Raw genomic sequence first — 15,884 nt, 5'->3', positions numbered from 1 at the left:
CTGGCTCACGCCCTGCGTGGCCAGCGCGTGCAGCACGTCGGCCGGGTCGAACTGGCTGCGCATCACCAGGCTGGCGCCGACCTGCAGCGAGGCCATCAGCACGGTGGCCAGGCCGAAGATGTGGGTCATCGGCAGGTAGGCGTAGGAGCGGTCGTCGGCGTCCAGTACGCGGGACTCGGCCGAGACGCGGCCGAAGTGCAGCACGCCCTCATGCGTCATCAGCACACCCTTGGGCGCACCGGTGGTGCCCGAGGTAAAGATCACCGCGGCCACTTGCTCGCCCAGCGGCGCGGGTTCGGGCACCGCGTCGGCACGCACCACGCTGCGCAGCAGGCCGGGCAGGGCCGAGGGCGTGGCTTCGTGGCGCTGCGCATGCGCCGCGGCGGCGCTCGAGGCGCTGCTGGTGAAGTAGGCCACGCGGTGATCCGCGCGGGCCGCGAAGCCCGCCACCTCGCCGGGGGACATGCGGGCATTCACGCCGCAGGACCAGGCGCCGACGCGGCTGCAGGCTAGGATCAGCGCCACATGCTCGGGGCAGTTCTCGGCGACGATCAGCGCGCGGTCGCCGGGGCGCACACCGTCTGCGCGCAACTCGGCTTCCAGCGTGGCCACCAGGCGGCCAAGCTGACCGAATGTCATCGTGCCGTCCGCCAGGTGCAGGAACACCCGGTCGGGCGCCTGCGCACACCAGCGATCGAAGGATTGATGAATGCGAGTCATATCGATCCTGCAGCCGGACCCCCAAGCGAACGCCGCGGATCCGGCTCTGCCGGTCCGCTGGCGTGCCTTGCAGGCCGCGCCGGGCCTGCTGGCCCGGCTCCTCGCCAGGCACAAAAGGTCCACTGGACCTTTCGTGTCCGGGCTCGGCCCCCTTGAGGGGGAAGCGCCGCAGGCGCTTCGGGGGTGGGCCATCTACTCAATCTCGATGCCCTTGGTCACCGTGGCCCACATCGCGCGCTCCTTGCCACCCCGGTCGGCCAGCAGCTTGGGCGCGCCGGTCCACAGCTCGTAGCCCATTTCTTCGAGCTTGGCGCGCAGCTCGGGCTGGGCCAGGGCCTTGACCATGGCCTGGTTGTAGCGCGTCACCAGCGCCGCCGGCGTGCCGGCCGCTGCGTACACGCCGTACCAGCCGCCGACATCGAAGCCGGGCAGCCCCGCCTCGGCCATCGTCGGCACATTCGGCAACGACGGGTTGCGCTGCGGCGAGGTCACGGCCATCGCCCGCACCTTGCCGCCAGCGATGTAGTTGCGCGCGCTGCCGACGATGTCGAACATCATCGCCAGCTGGCCGCCCATCACATCGGTCATCGCCGGGGCGTTGCCCTTGTAGGGCACATGGGTCAGCTTGATGCCGGCCTGCTGTGCAAACAGCTCGCCGCACAGGTGGTTGGAAGCGCCGATGCCGGCCGAGCCATAGGCCAGCTGGCCGGGATGCTTCTTCGCGTGCTCGATCAACTCCTTCAGGTTCTGCTGCGGCAGGTCCTTGTTGACCACCAGCACGTTGTAGTAGCTCAAAACCGGGGCCAGCGGCGCCAGGTCCCTGGCGGGATCGAAGGCCATCTTCTTCATCACGTTCGGGCTGATCGTGATCGTCGGGCTGGCGGCAAACCACAGCAGCGAGCCATCGACCGGGCCCTTGGCCACCATGTCGCCGGCCAGCGTGGCATTGGCGCCGGGTTTGTTCTCGACCAGCACCGGAACGCCCAGCTCCTTGGCCAGCGCCGGTGCGAACAGCCGCGCCGACGCGTCCACCGGCCCGCCCGCGGCATAACCGACCAGCAGGCGCACCGGCGCGGTGTTCTGCGCGGCAACGCCGCCGGCGGCCAATGCCAGCACAGCCAGCGCGGCAGCACGGCGGGTCCAGCACATCGTGCTCGTCATCGGCTTGTCTCCGGTGTTCCTGATTCGGGTCACACCGGATCCCAGCTGAACACATCGGCGGAGCGGTCCATCGGCACGAACGACGCCTTCAAGGCCGGCATCGCATGCTCGGCAATCTGCTGCGGTGTCCAGCCTTCGCCCCGCTGCACAGAGCGCAGCGGCCGCGGCTGGCTCATCAGGAAGATCTCGTTGTTGCGCACCGCGAAGACCTGGGCGTTGACCTCCCTGGCCGCGTCACTCAGCAGGTAGACGGCCAGCGGCGCGATCTTGTTCGGCGTCATCTGCTTGATCTTGTCGACACGCGCTTGCTGATCCGGCGTGTCGGTCGGGATCGAGCCGATCATGCGGCTCCAGGCGAATGGTGCGATGCAGTTCGAGCGCACGCTGAACTTCTGCATGTCCAGCGCAATGCTCTTGGACAAGGCCACCAGCCCGAGCTTGGCCGCGCTGTAGTTGGCCTGGCCGAAGTTGCCGACCAGGCCGGAAGTGCTGGTCATGTGCACATAGGCGCCGCTGCCCTGTTCCTTGAAATGGTTCGCCGCGGCGCGGCTGACGTGGTAGCTGCCGTACAGGTGCACCTTGATCACCGCGTCCCATTCCTCGTCGCTCATCTTGTGGAAGAAGCGGTCGCGCAGGATGCCGGCGTTGTTGACGATGCCGTCGACCCGGCCGAAGCTGTCGAGCGCGCATTGCACGATGCGCGCCGCGCCGCTGCGGTCGGCCACGCTGTCGAGGTTGGCCGCGGCTTCGCCGCCGGCCGCCCTGATCTCGTTGACCACGCTCTGCGCCGGACCCGCGTCCTGGCCTTCACCGCTGGTGGAGGTGCCGATGTCGTTGACCACCACCCGCGCGCCTTCGGCCGCCAGCGCCAGCGCAATCTCGCGGCCGATGCCACCGCCCGCGCCGGTGACGACCACCACCTTGCCTTCGATCATGCCAACCATGGACCACTCCTTCATCACGATGCGCCGCAGCATGCCCGCAAGCGCCGGAGCACGCCATTCGTGTTTGTGGAGGGCGGCGTTCATCGCGCCGGAAGGGGCCGGGGCGCAGCATGCGGCCTGCGGGTTTGCACCAGTTCTTCGCCAATGCGAAGGGTGGGCTTCCGCAATCGCGAATCGCCGCGGCGCCGCCCGCTGCGTAGCATCCGCCAACCTCGCAGCACCCCGCCCCACCCGCATGAGCACCCCCGCGCTGCAGCCCTCCGCCAAGCCCACCCCCGAGCGCATCACTGCGCCCACCCCCGAGCCTTTCTGGCCCGACGGTCTGCCGCGCACGCTGGAGCCGCCGCAGCGCACGCTGTTCGGCAACCTGGCGGCCGCGGCGGTCCGTGCGCCCGAGCGCACCGCCATCGTGTTCTGCGACACGCCACTGCGCTACGACACGCTGCTGCGCCAGGTGGAGCAGCTGGCCGGCTGGCTGCAGCAGCGCTGCGGCGTGCAGCGCGGCGACCGCGTGCTGCTGTTCAGCCAGAACTGCCCGCAGTTCACGGTGGCGTACTACGCGGTGCTGCGCGCCGACGCGGTGGTGGTGCCGGTGAATGCCATGAGCACTGCCGCCGAACTGGCCTACTTTGCCGACGACAGCGGCGCGCGCGTGGCCATCGTCGGTGCCGAACTGGCCGAACGTGCCGTCACCTTGCTGGCCGCGGACGGCCCGCACGGTGGTCCGCACAGTGGTCCGCATTCGGGTCGTTTGGACCATGTGATCGCGCACCGCTATGCCGATGCGGTGGCGCCCGACGTGCTGGCCGGCGACGCCGGGACCGTGCCGGACTGGGTCCGCCGCAGTGCCGACATCACCCTGCCATCCGGCGTGACCGACTGGCGCAGCGCCCTGGCCGCGGCGCTGCCGCCCGCGCCGGCCCAGGCCACGCCGGACGACCTGTGCCTGCTGCCCTACACCTCGGGCACCACCGGCCAGCCCAAAGGCTGCCGCCACAGCCACCGCACGGTGATGCACTCCATCGCCGCCGCGCGACGGTGGCGCTCGCTGCCCGAGGGCTGCGTGGTGCTGGCCGTGGCGCCGATGTTCCACCTGCTGGGCATGCAGAACGGCATGAACCTGCCAATGCTGCTGGCCGGCACCGTGGTGATGCAGCCGCGCTGGGATCGCACCGCCGCGGCCGCACTGATTGAACGCTATCGGGTGGTGTTCTGGGCCGCGCCGCCGACCATGGTGGTCGACTTCTTCAGCCAAGCGGGGCTGGACGGCCACGACCTGTCCAGCCTGAAGATGCTGGTCGGCGGCGGCGCCGCGATGCCCGAGGCCGTATCGGCATTGCTGCGCGAACGCTATCGCATCGACTACAACGAAGCCTACGGCCTGACCGAAACCGCTTCGTTCCTGCACTGCAACCCGGTCGGCCGCGGCAAAGCCTGCTGCCTGGGCGTGCCGACCTTCGAGGTCGACTCCCGCATCATCGATCCGGTCACGCACGCGCCGGTGGCTGCCGGCGAGGTGGGTGAACTGATCACGTGCGCGCCGCAGGTGATGCTGGGCTACTGGCAACGCCCCGAGGCCGATGCGCTGGCCTTCCTGATGATCGACGGCAAGCGCTTCTTCCGCACCGGTGACCTCTGCTCGGTCGACGACGAAGGCTACTTCTTCATGCGCGACCGGCTCAAGCGCATGATCAATGTCTCGGGCTTCAAGGTCTGGCCGGCCGAGGTGGAGAACCTGCTGTATGCCCACCCCGGCGTGCACGAGGCGTGCGTGATCGCCACGCCCGATGCCCGCGGCGGCGAGGCGGTGAAAGCCGTGGTCGTGCTAAAACCAGAAGTACGCGGCCAGCTCAGTGAAGCCGAACTCATCGCCTGGGCGCGCACGCAGATGGCGGTGTACAAGGCGCCGCGCCAGGTGCAGTTCGTCGCCCAGCTGCCCAAGTCCGGCACCGGCAAGATCGCCTGGCGCACGCTGCAAGACGCTGAATTCGCAGCCCCCTGAACAGCGCCCGGATCCCAACACCCCAAGCCCCCCAACAGGAGACAGCCCATGGCCATGTCGACCCGCCCTCTTTCACGCCGCGCGCTATTGGCCACTACGGCACTGGCCGCCGCGGCACTGGCCACGCTGGCCGCCCCGGCGGCCGCGCAGGCCCCGGCCTACCCGAACAAGCCGATCCGCCTGGTGGTGCCCTATCCGCCCGGCGGCGGCACCGACATCCTGGCCCGCCTGGTGGCCACCAAGCTGCAGGAGGCCTGGAGCCAGACCGTGACGGTGGACAACAAGCCCGGCGCCAGCGGCGTGCTGGGCAATGACGCAGTGGCCAAGGCGCCACCCGACGGCTACACGCTGCTGCTGGGCATCACCGCCATCGTGCAGGGCGCGACGCTGTTTCCCAAGCTGCCCTACGACCCGTACAAGGACTTCGCGCCGGTCTCGCTGTTGTCCAGTTCCACCAGCCTGCTGGCCGTGCCCAACAGCCTGCCGGTCAAGACCATGGCCGAGTTCGTCGCACTGGTGAAGAGCCAGCCGGGCAAGCACAGCTTCGGCACCTACGGCAACGGCACCAGCGCGCACATCCAGGGCGAGTTGCTCAAGTCGCAGGCCGGGCTCGACCTGATCCACGTGCCCTACAAGGGCGCGGCGCCGCTGGTCACCGACCTGCTGGGTGGCCAGGTCAGCGCGGCCTTTGTCGATGTCGGCACGGCGCGTGCGCATGTGAAGGCCGGCGCGTTCAAGGTGCTGGGCGCCACCGGCACCGAGCGCCTGAAGATGGCGCCCGAGGTGCCGCTGATGTCCGAGCTGGGCTACAAGCACTTCGAGCCCAAGGGCTGGTTCGGCTTCTTCCTGCCGGCGGGCACGCCGGCGCCCATCGTCAAGAAGCTGTCGACCGAGATCGCACGCATCGTGCGCCTGCCCGATGTGAGCCAGCGCATCGAGGAACTGGGCCAGGTCCCGGTGGGCAGCAGCGCCGAGCAGTTCGCAGAAGTGATCCGCTACGACGGCCCGCTCTACGCGAAGCTGATCAAGGACCTCAACATCCGCCTGGACTGACGAGCCCGGCGCGCGGCGGCTCAGGCCGCTTCGCGCAGGATGGCCTCGGCGCGCAGGATCACCGGCTTGTCGACCATCTTGCCGTCCAGCGCCACCGCCGCGCCGCCGGCTGCGGCGGCCACTTCGAGCACGCGCCGGGCCCAGTTCACTTCATCGGGGGTCGGTGCAAAACCGCTGTGCACGCCGGCCACCTGGCGCGGGTGGATGCACAGCTTGCCGGCGAAGCCCAGGCGCTTGGCGCGTTGCACATCGGCGGCCAGGCGCTCGCTGTCGTCGATCGCGGTGCTGACGCCATCGATCGGCGCGGCGATGCCGGCCAGCCGCGAGGCCAGCACGATCTGCGCCCGGAAGTACAGCAACTCGTCTTCCAGCGCGTCGCGCATGCCCAGGTCCACCTGGAAGTCGATCGATCCAAACAGCAGGCGCTGCACACCGGGGGCACGGGAGATCTCGTTCAGCGCGGCAAAACCGGCGGCGCTTTCGATCAGCGGCAGCACGGCGCGGGCACCGGCGGCCCGTACCGTCGCCACCTGCGCAGCGGATTCGGCTTTCGGCAGCACCACGGCGCTGACGCCGGGTGAGGCGCACAGCGCCAGGTCGTCGGCAAACCAGGCGGTGTCTGCTGCGTTGATGCGAAGCAGCACTGGCTTCTCGGCATTCAACCAGCCGCGCACCGTCTCGCGCGCGGCGGCCTTGTCGGCTGGCGCCACCGCGTCTTCGAGGTCGATGATCACCGCGTCGGCACCGGCCGCCAGCGCCTTGTCAAAGCGGTCAGCCCGCGTGCCGGGCACGAACAGCAAGGAACGTTGTCGCATCGGCGTTCAGCCCAGGAACGGCGGCAGTGTCGCGGCATCGGCCAGCGACCACACGCGGCTGATCACGCTGCGCATCTCGGCCTCGCTGGCGCCGCCGCGGTAGGCGGCCAGTTGCATTGCCTTGGCCTCGATCTCGGCCCGGCTCAGCGTGTTGCCGGGGTCGCCCTTGGGTTCATCGACACGGGCCTCCAGCGTGCGGCCATCGGTGGTCAAGACACTCACCTTGCCGATCCAGCGCGCCGGGTAGGCGCTGTCGACCTCGTCGTCCAGCACCATCTGCACCTTGTCGCGGAAGGCCAGCACCGCCGGCGCCTGGTACTGCGCGTCGAACTCGGCCAGGCCGGCGCGGCCGGTGGTGGCGATCAGGCCCAGCACCGTGCCCATCGAGAACTTGGCCTGGTGCACCGTCTGCGGGTCGATCACCGGCCCCAGCACGTCGATCGCGCCCTGGTGCACCTGCGCCGTCACGCGCTGCACCGCATCGGCAGCGAGCCGGTGCTCGCGCATCAGCTGCTGCAGCGCATCCGCCGCCGGGTGGGTGTGGCGGCAGGAGGCGTGGAACTTGAACGAGGTCTCGGCCAGCGCCCAGCGCTGGCCCAGGCCATCGGCCAGGCGCGACGGATCGGCGTCGCTGGACATGCCGGCAGCCATGCCGCGGCTGCCGTCGAAGATGCGCCGCGCGCCGGTGAAACCGTCCTGCGCCAGGTAGGCCGCGGTCAAGCCCGTGGTGGCCGCATGCGCGGTGTGCAGCTGCTTGGAGTCTGCCGCGTCACGCAGAAACTCCCACAGCCCCGCGGCCTGCGTGCCGGCCGAGCCGAAGGCATGCTGCATCCGGTCGACCGACAGGCCCAGCAGCCGGCCCACCGCCGCGGCCGCGGCGATGCTGCCGGCGGTGCCGGTGGTGTGGAATACCTTGTAATGCGAGCGGCCCAGGAATTCACCGACGCGGATGCCCACTTCGTAACCCACCACGCTGGCCAGCAGCAGATCGCGGCCGCTGGCGCCCAGCGCCTGCGCCACCGCCAGCGCCGGCGGAAAGACCACCGCCGCCGGATGGAACACCGAGCCGTTGTGCACATCGTCCTGCTCGGCAAAGTGCGACGCGGCAGCATTGATGGCGGCCGCCACCAGCGGGCTGGAGCGCTTGCGGTGGATCAGGATCTCGCTGGGTCCGTCCGCCGGCCCCATGCGCTGCATGAAACGCGCGATGCTCTCGACAGGGCGCGCGCCCTTGCCGGCCAGCGCGGAAGCGAACCAGTCGAGGAACAGGTCTTCGGTGCGGCGCAGCACGGCTGCGGGAATGCTCTCGAAACGCAGCGTGGCGGCAAACTGCGCGAGCGCGTGGCCCGGGTCGGGTGTCTGGTCACTCATCGAGGCATTCCTCACAGCGCGCCGTCGCGCTGCAGTTCGTTGATCTGGTCTGCGGTGTAACCCAGCTGGGACAGGATGGACCGGCTGTGCTGGCCCAGCGCCGGCACGGGGTCCATGCGCACACTTCTGGCGTTAGACGCCCCCGGCGGCAGCAGAGCGGGCACCGGGCCGGCGGGCGTGCTCACGTCGACCCAGCGTTCACGCGCGCGCAGTTGGGCATGGGCCCAGACCTGGGCCATGTCGTTGACCTGGGCGTTGGCAATGCCCGCCTCTTCCAGCCGCGCCACCACCTGCTCGGCGCTCAGTGCGGCGAAGCAGCTCACGATGATGTCGCGCAAGGCGGCGCGGGCGGCGCTGCGCCGGCTGTTGGTCGAGAAACGCTCGTCGGTGGCCAGCGCCGGCTGTTGCAGCACCGTGGCACAGAAGGCTGCCCATTCGCGTTCGTTCTGCAGGCCCAGCATCACCGTGTGGCCGCCGGCGGTGGGAAACGGGCCGTAGGGGTAAATCGTCGCGTGCGCGGCGCCGGCGCGTGGCGGTGGTGCCGCGCCTTCGTAGGCGTAGTACAGCGGGTAGCCCATCCACTCGGCCATGCTCTCGAGCATCGACACATCGATGCGCTTGCCGCGGCCGGTGCGGCCGCGCTCGATCAGTGCGGTCAGGATGTTGGTGTAGGCGTACATGCCGGCGGCGATGTCGGCAATCGAGCATCCCGCCTTGGCCGGTTCGTCCGGGCTGCCGGTGATCGAGACGAAGCCGGATTCGCTCTGGATCAGCAGGTCGTAGGCCTTCTTGTCGCGGTAGGGGCCCGGCCTGGCGGGGTCGTCGCCATAGCCCGAGATGTCGCAGACGATCAGGCCGGGGAACTGCCCGGACAAGGCTTCATAGGACAGGCCCAAGCGCGCCGCCGCGCCGGGCGCCAGGTTCTGCACCAGCACATCGGCCTGGCCCAGCAGGCGCTGCAGCACTTCGGGCGCCTGCGCATGCTTCAAGTCCAGGCCCAGGCTCTCTTTCGAGCGGTTGGTCCAGACGAAGTGCGAGGCCAGGCCTTGCACCCGCTGGTCGTAGGCGCGAGCGAAGTCGCCGACGCCGGGGCGTTCCACCTTGATCACGCGCGCACCCTGGTCGGCCAGCTGGCGGGTGCAGAACGGCGCGGCGATCGCATGTTCCAGCGCGACCACCGTGATGCCTTGCAGCGGCAACATCAATAGCTCCTAGGCAGGCCGAGCACGTGCTCGGCCACATACGACAGGATCATGTTCGTGGAGATCGGCGCCACCTGGTACAGCCTGGTCTCGCGGAACTTGCGTTCGACGTCGTATTCGCAGGCAAAGCCGAAGCCGCCGTGGAACTGGATGCAGGCATTCGCGGCTTCCCAACTGGCCTTGGCCGCCAGGTACTTGGCCATGTTGGCCTGCGCGCCGCAGGGCTGGTGCGCGTCGTACAGGCGGCAGGCTTCCCAGCGCATCAGGTCGGCGGCTTCGACCTCGATGTGCGATTCGGCAATCGGGAACTGCACGCCCTGGTTCTGGCCGATCGGCCGGCCGAAGACCACGCGGTCCTTCACATACTTGGTCACGCGGTCGATGAACCAGCGGCCGTCGCCGATGCATTCGGCAGCGATCAGCGTGCGTTCGGCATTCAGGCCGTCGAGGATGTACCTGAAGCCCTGGCCTTCCTGGCCGATCAGGTTCTCGGCCGGGATCTCCAGGTTCTCGAAGAACAGCTCGTTGGTCTCGTGGTTGACCATGTTGGGGATCGGCCGCACCGTCAGGCCTGAACCAATCGCTTCGCGCAAGTCGACGATGAAGATCGACATGCCTTCGCTCTTCTTCTTCACGTCGGCCAGCGGTGTGGTACGGGCCAGCAGGATCATCAGGTCGGAATGCTGGATGCGCGAGATCCAGACCTTCTGGCCGTTGATGACGTAGCGCTCGCCCTTCTTGACGGCCGTGGTCTTGATCTTGGTGGTGTCGGTGCCGGTGCTGGGCTCGGTGACGCCCATGGCCTGCAGCCGCAGTTCACCGCTGGCAATGCTGGGCAGATAACGCGCTTTCTGCGCGGCCGAGCCATGGCGCAGCAAGGTGCCCATGTTGTACATCTGGCCATGGCAGGCGCCGGAGTTGCCGCCGGCGCGGTTGATCTCTTCCATGATCACCGAGGCTTCGGCCAGGCCCAGGCCGGAGCCGCCGTAGTCCTGCGGGATCAGCGCGGCCATCCAGCCGGCCTTGGTCAGCGCATCGACGAAGGCCTCGGGGTAGGCCCGTGCGGCGTCGACCTTGCGGTGGTATTCGTCGGGGAATTCGGCGCACAGTGCGCGCACCGCGTCGCGGATGTCCTGGAAGGCGTGGGTGGTGTTCTGCATGGTGGTGGTTCAGTGAATCTCGGCGTGGGCCTGCATGGCCAGCTGGCCTTCGTGGTCGCGGGCCCACAGCGCATAGCGGCGTTCGCCTTCCGGCTTGCCGTGCACGCTGAAGCGGTGGATGTCGAAGATCGGCCGCACGGCCTTGAAGGCAAAGCGGCGCACGCGTGCGTCGGGCCGCTCGCGACGCAGCAGGTCCAACAGCAGCGTGGCGATCAACGGGCCGTGCACGATCAGCCCCGGGTAGCCCTCGACCTCGGTGACATAGCTGCGGTCGTAGTGGATGCGGTGGCCGTTGAAGGTCAGCGCGGAATAGCGGAACAGCAACACCGGGTCCGGCACGATGTCGCGGCCGAACGTCGCATCCGCCGGCGCCGGCTGCGCCGCTGCGACGGGCGCCCCAGGCTGCGATGTTGACCCAGCCGCAGCCTGCTGCGGGTGGTCGCGGTAGACGATGTCGTGCTCTTCGCTGATCGCCAGGCCGCGGGCGTTCGACACCTCGTGCCGCACTGTCACGAACACCAGCGTTCCGCTGCGGCCGCTCTTGCTGGACACATCGGTGATGCGCGAAAGGCGCGTGATCTCGTCGCCGATCTGCAGCGGGTGCTTGAACTCCAGCCGGCCGCCGGCCCACATGCGGCGCGGCAGCGGCACCGGCGGCAGGAAGCCGCCGCGCCGGGCATGGCCATCGGGGCCGATCTCGCTGGCCCGGGCCTGCGGCGTGAAGAACAGCCAGTGCCACAGCGGCGGCACGTCGCTGCCGGGCATGGGCTCGCCGTCATCGCGGTCCAGCGTGGCCGACATCGCGGCCACCGGCGCGGCGCAGACCAAGTCGCTGCGCTGCTCGCTGCGGCCGATCCAGTCGCGCCACGGCGCCGGGTCGTCGTCGGGGCTGGTGCGGGTGCTTTCGGGTGGGCTCGGCTGCGTCATGAGGGCGCACTGTGCGCGCGCGCCGGCCAAAGAACAATTCGGTTTTGGGGAACAGGCCCTTAGCGCTGCCTTAATGCCGACAGGGGCGCCGTGCTGTCACCCGGCCCCAGGCGGCGCTGCATCAGCACGGTGTCGGTCCACTCACCGAGCTTGAAGCCCACCGAGCGCATCGTGCCGACGGTCTCGAAGCCCATGCGCCGGTGCAGCGCCAGCGAACCGGCGTTGCCGCTGTGGCCGATGATGGCCAGCATCTGGCGCCAGGGCCCCGCCTCGCAGCGTGCGATCAGCGCAGCCAGCAACGCCACGCCGATGCCTTGGCCGCCGCGGTCGTGCGCGACATAGACCGAGTCTTCGATCGTGTAGCGGTAGCCCGGCCGAGGGCGGTAGGGCGTGGCGTAGCAGTAGCCCACCAGCGCGCCGTCGATCTCGGCCACCAGGAATGGCAAGCCCGCGGCGCGCACCGCCGCCTGGCGCTGGCGCATCTCCGGCACCGTGGGCGGCGTCTCCTCGAAACTGGCCCGGCCGTGCAGCACGTGATGGGCGTAGATAGCCTGCAGGGCCGCCGCGTCTTCGTCGGTGCTGTCGCGCAGCTGCAAGGCTGGCGTGGCTTGGCAAGGCGGCAGCGCCTGCCGCAAGTCGTCGTGCATGCTGTGTCCCGTCCCGCGTCAACTGCGGTGTTGGCAAGATCGTGCCGCAGCCCGGCGCATAAGAGAAGCCTTTGCCGCCTATGCAAAGCATCAGCTATTGTTGGGGTGATGGCACGCCTGAACCTGGACTACCTGCAGACCTTTGTCGATGTGGCGGCGCTGGGCTCGTTCACCGCGGCCGCGCAGCGGCACCGCTTGTCGCAACCGGCGATCAGCCTGCAGATGCGGCAGTTGGAGAAGCAGGTCGGCGTGCGGCTGCTGGAACGCGTGGGCCGCCGCGCGCAACCCACGGCCGCCGGCCAGGAGTTGCTGGCGCATGCGCAGCAGATCAACGCCGCGGTGGCCGCCGCCTTCGATGGTTTGGCGCGCCACGCCAAGGGCGTGATGGGGCGCGTGCGCATCGGCACCGGCGCCACGGTCTGCATCTACCTGTTGCCGCCGCTGCTGCGCAAGCTGCGCAAGCGCTTCCCGACGCTGGACATCACCATCAGCACCGGCAACACCGCCGAGGTGGTCAAGGCCGTCGAAGACAACCTGCTGGACATCGGCCTGGTCACGCTGCCGGCCAGCGGCCGCATGCTCGAGATCACGCCGCTGATCGACGATGACCTGGTGGCCGTGGCCCCGTCGCAGATGGCGCTGCCCGCCCGCCTGACAGCCGCGGCGCTGGCGGAGTTGCCGCTGCTGCTGTTCGAGCCCGGCGGCAACACCCGGCGCCTGACCGATGCGTGGTTTGCGCGCAGCCGCGTGACACCGGCGCCGGTGATGTCGCTGGGCAGCGTCGAGGCGATCAAGAAGCTGGTCGGTGCCGGGCTCGGCTGCGCGGTGCTGCCGCAGATGGCCGTGCGTTCGCCCAGGGACCGCGAAGGGCTGCAGGTGCAGCCCCTGTCGCCGCCGCTGCAGCGGCAGCTGGCCACCGTGGTGCGCCGCGACAAGCCCCTGCACCGGGGCTTGCGCGAGACGCTGGATGTGCTGATGGCGCTGCGGCAAAGCGCGCCGGCGGCCTGAGCAGCCGGCGCATCCCGGAGCGGATCAGCGCGCCGCGCCGCACGGCGCCTGGGTCACCGACCGGCTGACGGCCGGTGCGGCCGGATCCCTCGTCACTGGCAGCTGAAATTGCCGGCGCTTTCCACGTCGCCGGTGCCCTTGTAGCGCGCCACCTTCGGGTAGGGGCACAGCGGCCGGCTGCGGCTGGCCGACCAGGCGGCGGGCAGCTCGGCATTCACGCCGCCCGCGTTGCCGGCGCCGCGCGCCGTGGCGGTGATGCTGTCCGGCGCCTTGCCCTGCTCCACCCAGGCGACGATGGCCGAGACCAGGTCGAACTGGTCGGTGGCCGGGCCGCCCGAACAGTGGCCCATGCCCGGCACGCGGAAGAAGCGCGCAAAGCCGGTGGCGTCGCCGTTGTTGGCGGCGCTGACACCCTCATACCAGCTGGTGGTGTCGTTGACCGAGAAGATGGCATCGCTGACGCCGTGGTAGACGATCATCTTGCCGCCGCGGCTCTTCACCTTGGACAGGTCGGTCGGGTTCGGCGGCGTCATGAAGCTCATCGCCGACTCGGTGTAGGTAGCGTTCGTCGCGTTGATCTGCGCCACCAGCGTGTCGATGCTCGAGGTCAGCGAGAACACCGGGCCGTTGAAGCCGGCCACCGGCTCCGGCGGCACCTTGAAGATCATGCCGACCGCGCCGGAATCGAGCGCCAGCGGCGCGGTGAACTCCCAGAACGCGATGCCCGCCGCACCGAGGCCGCTGTCGTACGGGAAGCTGGCATACACCGCCGCACCGGTGCTGGTGGTGGCGCCGCTGAAGATCGGCGCAATGGCGGTCTTCTGCGCCGCGCTGAGGCAGCTGCCGTTGCGCTCTGCCGTGCAGGTGGGCACGTCGGTGGCCAGGCTGAAGGCCTTCTGGCAAGCCGTGGTGTCCTGGACCAGGCCATCGGTGACACCATCCAGCGCATCGCACTTGGCGAGCACCGCGTTGGCCACCGTCGCGCGTTCGGCGGCGGTGAAGGCGGTGGACACATCCGCCGGGTTGGTGGCGACTGTCGCGTAGCGTTGCGCGCCGAAGATGTTGGCGACGGCCGCCTTCGGCAGGTTGAAGCCGGGCGCACCGACGACATAACCGTCGTACTGATCGGCGTAGCGCGCAGCGGTCACCATGGTGTGGCGGCCGCCGTTCGAGCAGCCGCCGAAGTACGAGCGGTCCGGGCCCTTGCCGTAGGCCGTCTGGATCAGGCTCTTGGCCATCGGCGTCAGCTTGCCCACGGCCTGGTAGCCGTAGTCCAGCCGGGCCTGCGGGTCGATGCCGAAGGTCGGGCCCAGCGAGCCGGCGTGGCCGGCATCCGAACTCAGCACCGCAAACCCCTGCAGCAGCGCATGGGTGGTGGGGCCGCCACCAAAGCTGCCGGTGGCGGTGACCACCGAACCGTCGATGCCGCCATTGCCCTGGTGGTAGAAGCGGCCGTTCCAGGCCTTGGGCAGCCGCATCTCGAAGCCGATGGCATACGACTGGCCATCGACCGTGCTGGTGCGCTGGGCCATCTTTCCGGTGACCAGGCAGTGCTCGGGCACATCGTTGCCCGCCACCTTCAGCGTGCCGGCAGGCACCGTGGTGCTGGCGGTGATGCTGGTGTTGCTCAGCGTGCCGAGCTTGGCCGCCAACTCGGTGCAGGCGCCGCTGAGCGTGGCGCCGGTGGCCGGGCTGAGCTGCACCGGGCCGTCGTCCGATCCGCCGCAAGCGGTCAAGGACAGGCCGGCGGCGGTGCAAATGGCGAGTACACCGCGCCGTGGCTGGCGGCGTTGGACCGTGGCATGGGAAGGCATGGGGCGTCTCATCGATGTCTCCTGAACGGAACGAGAATAGCTGCGGGTGGACCGTCCAGTTAATTTACTTACTTAAGTTAAATGGCGGATCCGAAGAAACCCGGAGAGCGCCCGCGATGCGGCGCGCACGCCACAGGCGAGAATGCCCGCCATGCCGCCATCGAAACGCTCCGAGGACGAACTGACGCCGCTGGGCAAGCTGGAGGAAGGCAGTCTGCACGGTGTGCTGGGCTACCAGCTGGCGCAGGCCGCGATCCTGACCACCGAGGTTTTCATGCAGGCGGCCGGCGCGCCCTTGGCGCTGCGTCCGGTGGAGTACACCATCCTTCAATTGGTGAAGGAAAACGCCGCGATCACGCCCGGCCGCCTGGCCAAGGCGCTGGGCATGACGGCGCCGGGCATCACGATCTGGCTCGACCGCCTGGAAGCGCGGGAACTGGTGAAACGCGAGCGCAGCGAGACCGATCGCCGTGCGCAGAATGTGTCGGTCACCCGCAAGGGCAAGGAGTTGGTGACGCAGGCCACCAAGAACATCCTGGCCGAGGAGCGTGAGGTGCTGCAGGCCCTGAGCGAGGGCGAGCGCACGCTACTGCTGGAGCTGCTGCACAAGGTGGCGCGGCTGCGCGCGCGCTGAGGCGTGGCTTATGCAGCCACCACCGTGCCGGCGCACTCGCCGAAGCCGATGCGCCGCGCGCCCGGCCGTTCGCAGAAGGCCCGCAGGATCACCGAGTCGCCGTCTTCGAGAAAAGTGCGCGTCTGGCCGTTCGGCAGCGTGATCGGCTGCTTGCCGCCCTGCGTCAATTCCAGCAGCGAGCCCGCCTGCTGCGGCAGCGGGCCGGACAAGGTGCCGGTGCCCAGCAAATCGCCGCTTTGCAGGTTGCAGCCGTTGATCGTGTGATGGGCCACCAGTTGGGCCAGCGTCCAGTAGGCATCGGTGAAGTTGGACTGGCTCAGCCGATGCGCCGGCAGGCCGGCCTCGCGCATGGCCTGGGTCTGCAGCAGCACCTCGAGTTGGATCTCGATCGCGCCGCCACTGCGGTTGGCCGCTGAATCCAGATAG

The 15,884-nt window shown here is 69.3% G+C and carries 15 protein-coding genes; 4 read left to right on the top strand and 11 right to left on the bottom strand.

Going from position 1 to position 15,884, the window contains the following annotated elements; translation table 11 throughout:
- The 3 genes from VLK61_RS30565 to VLK61_RS30555 form a co-directional block, all read right to left on the bottom strand.
- The coding region (locus VLK61_RS30565; RefSeq protein WP_325427228.1) for a class I adenylate-forming enzyme family protein at positions 1 to 720 on the bottom strand (720 nt) is incomplete at its 3' end.
- Between the two features lie 192 nt (positions 721 to 912).
- Entirely contained in the window at positions 913 to 1,881 is a 969-nt protein-coding gene (locus tag VLK61_RS30560; protein WP_414636889.1) for a Bug family tripartite tricarboxylate transporter substrate binding protein, read from the bottom strand.
- Between the two features lie 29 nt (positions 1,882 to 1,910).
- The gene (locus tag VLK61_RS30555) at positions 1,911 to 2,816 is read right to left on the bottom strand and encodes an SDR family NAD(P)-dependent oxidoreductase (RefSeq protein ID WP_325427230.1); all 906 of its coding nucleotides are present in this window, start codon (positions 2,814 to 2,816) and stop codon (positions 1,911 to 1,913) included.
- Positions 2,817 to 3,060: 244 nt separating this feature from the next.
- On the opposite strand from VLK61_RS30555, the gene VLK61_RS30550 reads away from it, so the two are divergent.
- Positions 3,061 to 4,827, top strand: coding sequence for a long-chain-fatty-acid--CoA ligase (locus tag VLK61_RS30550; RefSeq protein ID WP_325427226.1), 1,767 nt, complete (start codon positions 3,061 to 3,063; stop codon positions 4,825 to 4,827).
- A gap of 48 nt (positions 4,828 to 4,875) precedes the next feature.
- The gene (locus tag VLK61_RS30545) at positions 4,876 to 5,880 is read left to right on the top strand and encodes a Bug family tripartite tricarboxylate transporter substrate binding protein (RefSeq protein WP_325427224.1); all 1,005 of its coding nucleotides are present in this window, start codon (positions 4,876 to 4,878) and stop codon (positions 5,878 to 5,880) included.
- Between the two features lie 20 nt (positions 5,881 to 5,900).
- Here the strand turns inward: VLK61_RS30545 and VLK61_RS30540 are convergent, their stop codons facing one another.
- From VLK61_RS30540 to VLK61_RS30515, 6 genes are read right to left on the bottom strand one after another with little or no spacing between them, the layout of a single operon-like run.
- Positions 5,901 to 6,695, bottom strand: coding sequence for an HpcH/HpaI aldolase/citrate lyase family protein (locus VLK61_RS30540; RefSeq protein ID WP_325427222.1), 795 nt, complete (start codon positions 6,693 to 6,695; stop codon positions 5,901 to 5,903).
- 6 nt (positions 6,696 to 6,701) lie between these two features.
- On the bottom strand, positions 6,702 to 8,066 hold the full coding sequence (locus VLK61_RS30535; protein ID WP_325427220.1) for an MmgE/PrpD family protein: 1,365 nt from the start codon (positions 8,064 to 8,066) through the stop codon (positions 6,702 to 6,704).
- An 11-nt stretch (positions 8,067 to 8,077) separates the two neighbouring features.
- Positions 8,078 to 9,268: a CaiB/BaiF CoA transferase family protein gene (locus tag VLK61_RS30530; protein ID WP_325427218.1), complete on the bottom strand. Its 1,191-nt coding sequence runs from the start codon at positions 9,266 to 9,268 to the stop codon at positions 8,078 to 8,080.
- The gene (locus VLK61_RS30525) at positions 9,268 to 10,428 is read right to left on the bottom strand and encodes an acyl-CoA dehydrogenase family protein (protein ID WP_325427216.1); all 1,161 of its coding nucleotides are present in this window, start codon (positions 10,426 to 10,428) and stop codon (positions 9,268 to 9,270) included. The genes VLK61_RS30530 and VLK61_RS30525 overlap by 1 nt, the downstream gene beginning before the upstream one ends.
- Positions 10,429 to 10,437: 9 nt before the next feature.
- Entirely contained in the window at positions 10,438 to 11,355 is a 918-nt protein-coding gene (locus VLK61_RS30520) for an FAS1-like dehydratase domain-containing protein (RefSeq protein WP_325427214.1), read from the bottom strand.
- Positions 11,356 to 11,414: 59 nt separating this feature from the next.
- Entirely contained in the window at positions 11,415 to 12,002 is a 588-nt protein-coding gene (locus VLK61_RS30515) for a GNAT family N-acetyltransferase (protein WP_325427212.1), read from the bottom strand.
- 108 nt (positions 12,003 to 12,110) lie between these two features.
- On the opposite strand from VLK61_RS30515, the gene VLK61_RS30510 reads away from it, so the two are divergent.
- On the top strand, positions 12,111 to 13,010 hold the full coding sequence (locus VLK61_RS30510) for a LysR family transcriptional regulator (RefSeq protein WP_325427210.1): 900 nt from the start codon (positions 12,111 to 12,113) through the stop codon (positions 13,008 to 13,010).
- 92 nt (positions 13,011 to 13,102) lie between these two features.
- Here the strand turns inward: VLK61_RS30510 and VLK61_RS30505 are convergent, their stop codons facing one another.
- Positions 13,103 to 14,836 (bottom strand): tannase/feruloyl esterase family alpha/beta hydrolase, encoded by a 1,734-nt coding sequence (locus VLK61_RS30505; protein WP_325427208.1) that lies wholly within the window; start codon positions 14,834 to 14,836, stop codon positions 13,103 to 13,105.
- A 139-nt stretch (positions 14,837 to 14,975) separates the two neighbouring features.
- Here VLK61_RS30505 and VLK61_RS30500 point away from each other — a divergent pair, with 139 nt between their 5' ends.
- On the top strand, positions 14,976 to 15,458 hold the full coding sequence (locus tag VLK61_RS30500) for a MarR family winged helix-turn-helix transcriptional regulator (protein ID WP_325427206.1): 483 nt from the start codon (positions 14,976 to 14,978) through the stop codon (positions 15,456 to 15,458).
- An 8-nt stretch (positions 15,459 to 15,466) separates the two neighbouring features.
- On the opposite strand, the gene VLK61_RS30495 is transcribed toward VLK61_RS30500, so the two are convergent.
- Positions 15,467 to 15,884: fumarylacetoacetate hydrolase family protein (locus VLK61_RS30495; protein ID WP_325427204.1), on the bottom strand; the 418-nt coding region annotated here is incomplete at its 5' end.

The organism is Aquabacterium sp. (genome assembly GCF_035476535.1).
Taxonomy (GTDB): Bacteria; Pseudomonadota; Gammaproteobacteria; order Burkholderiales; family Burkholderiaceae_C; genus Pseudaquabacterium.
Note: the sequence above shows the minus strand (reverse complement) of the source record. Positions and strands in the feature narration are given on the sequence as shown.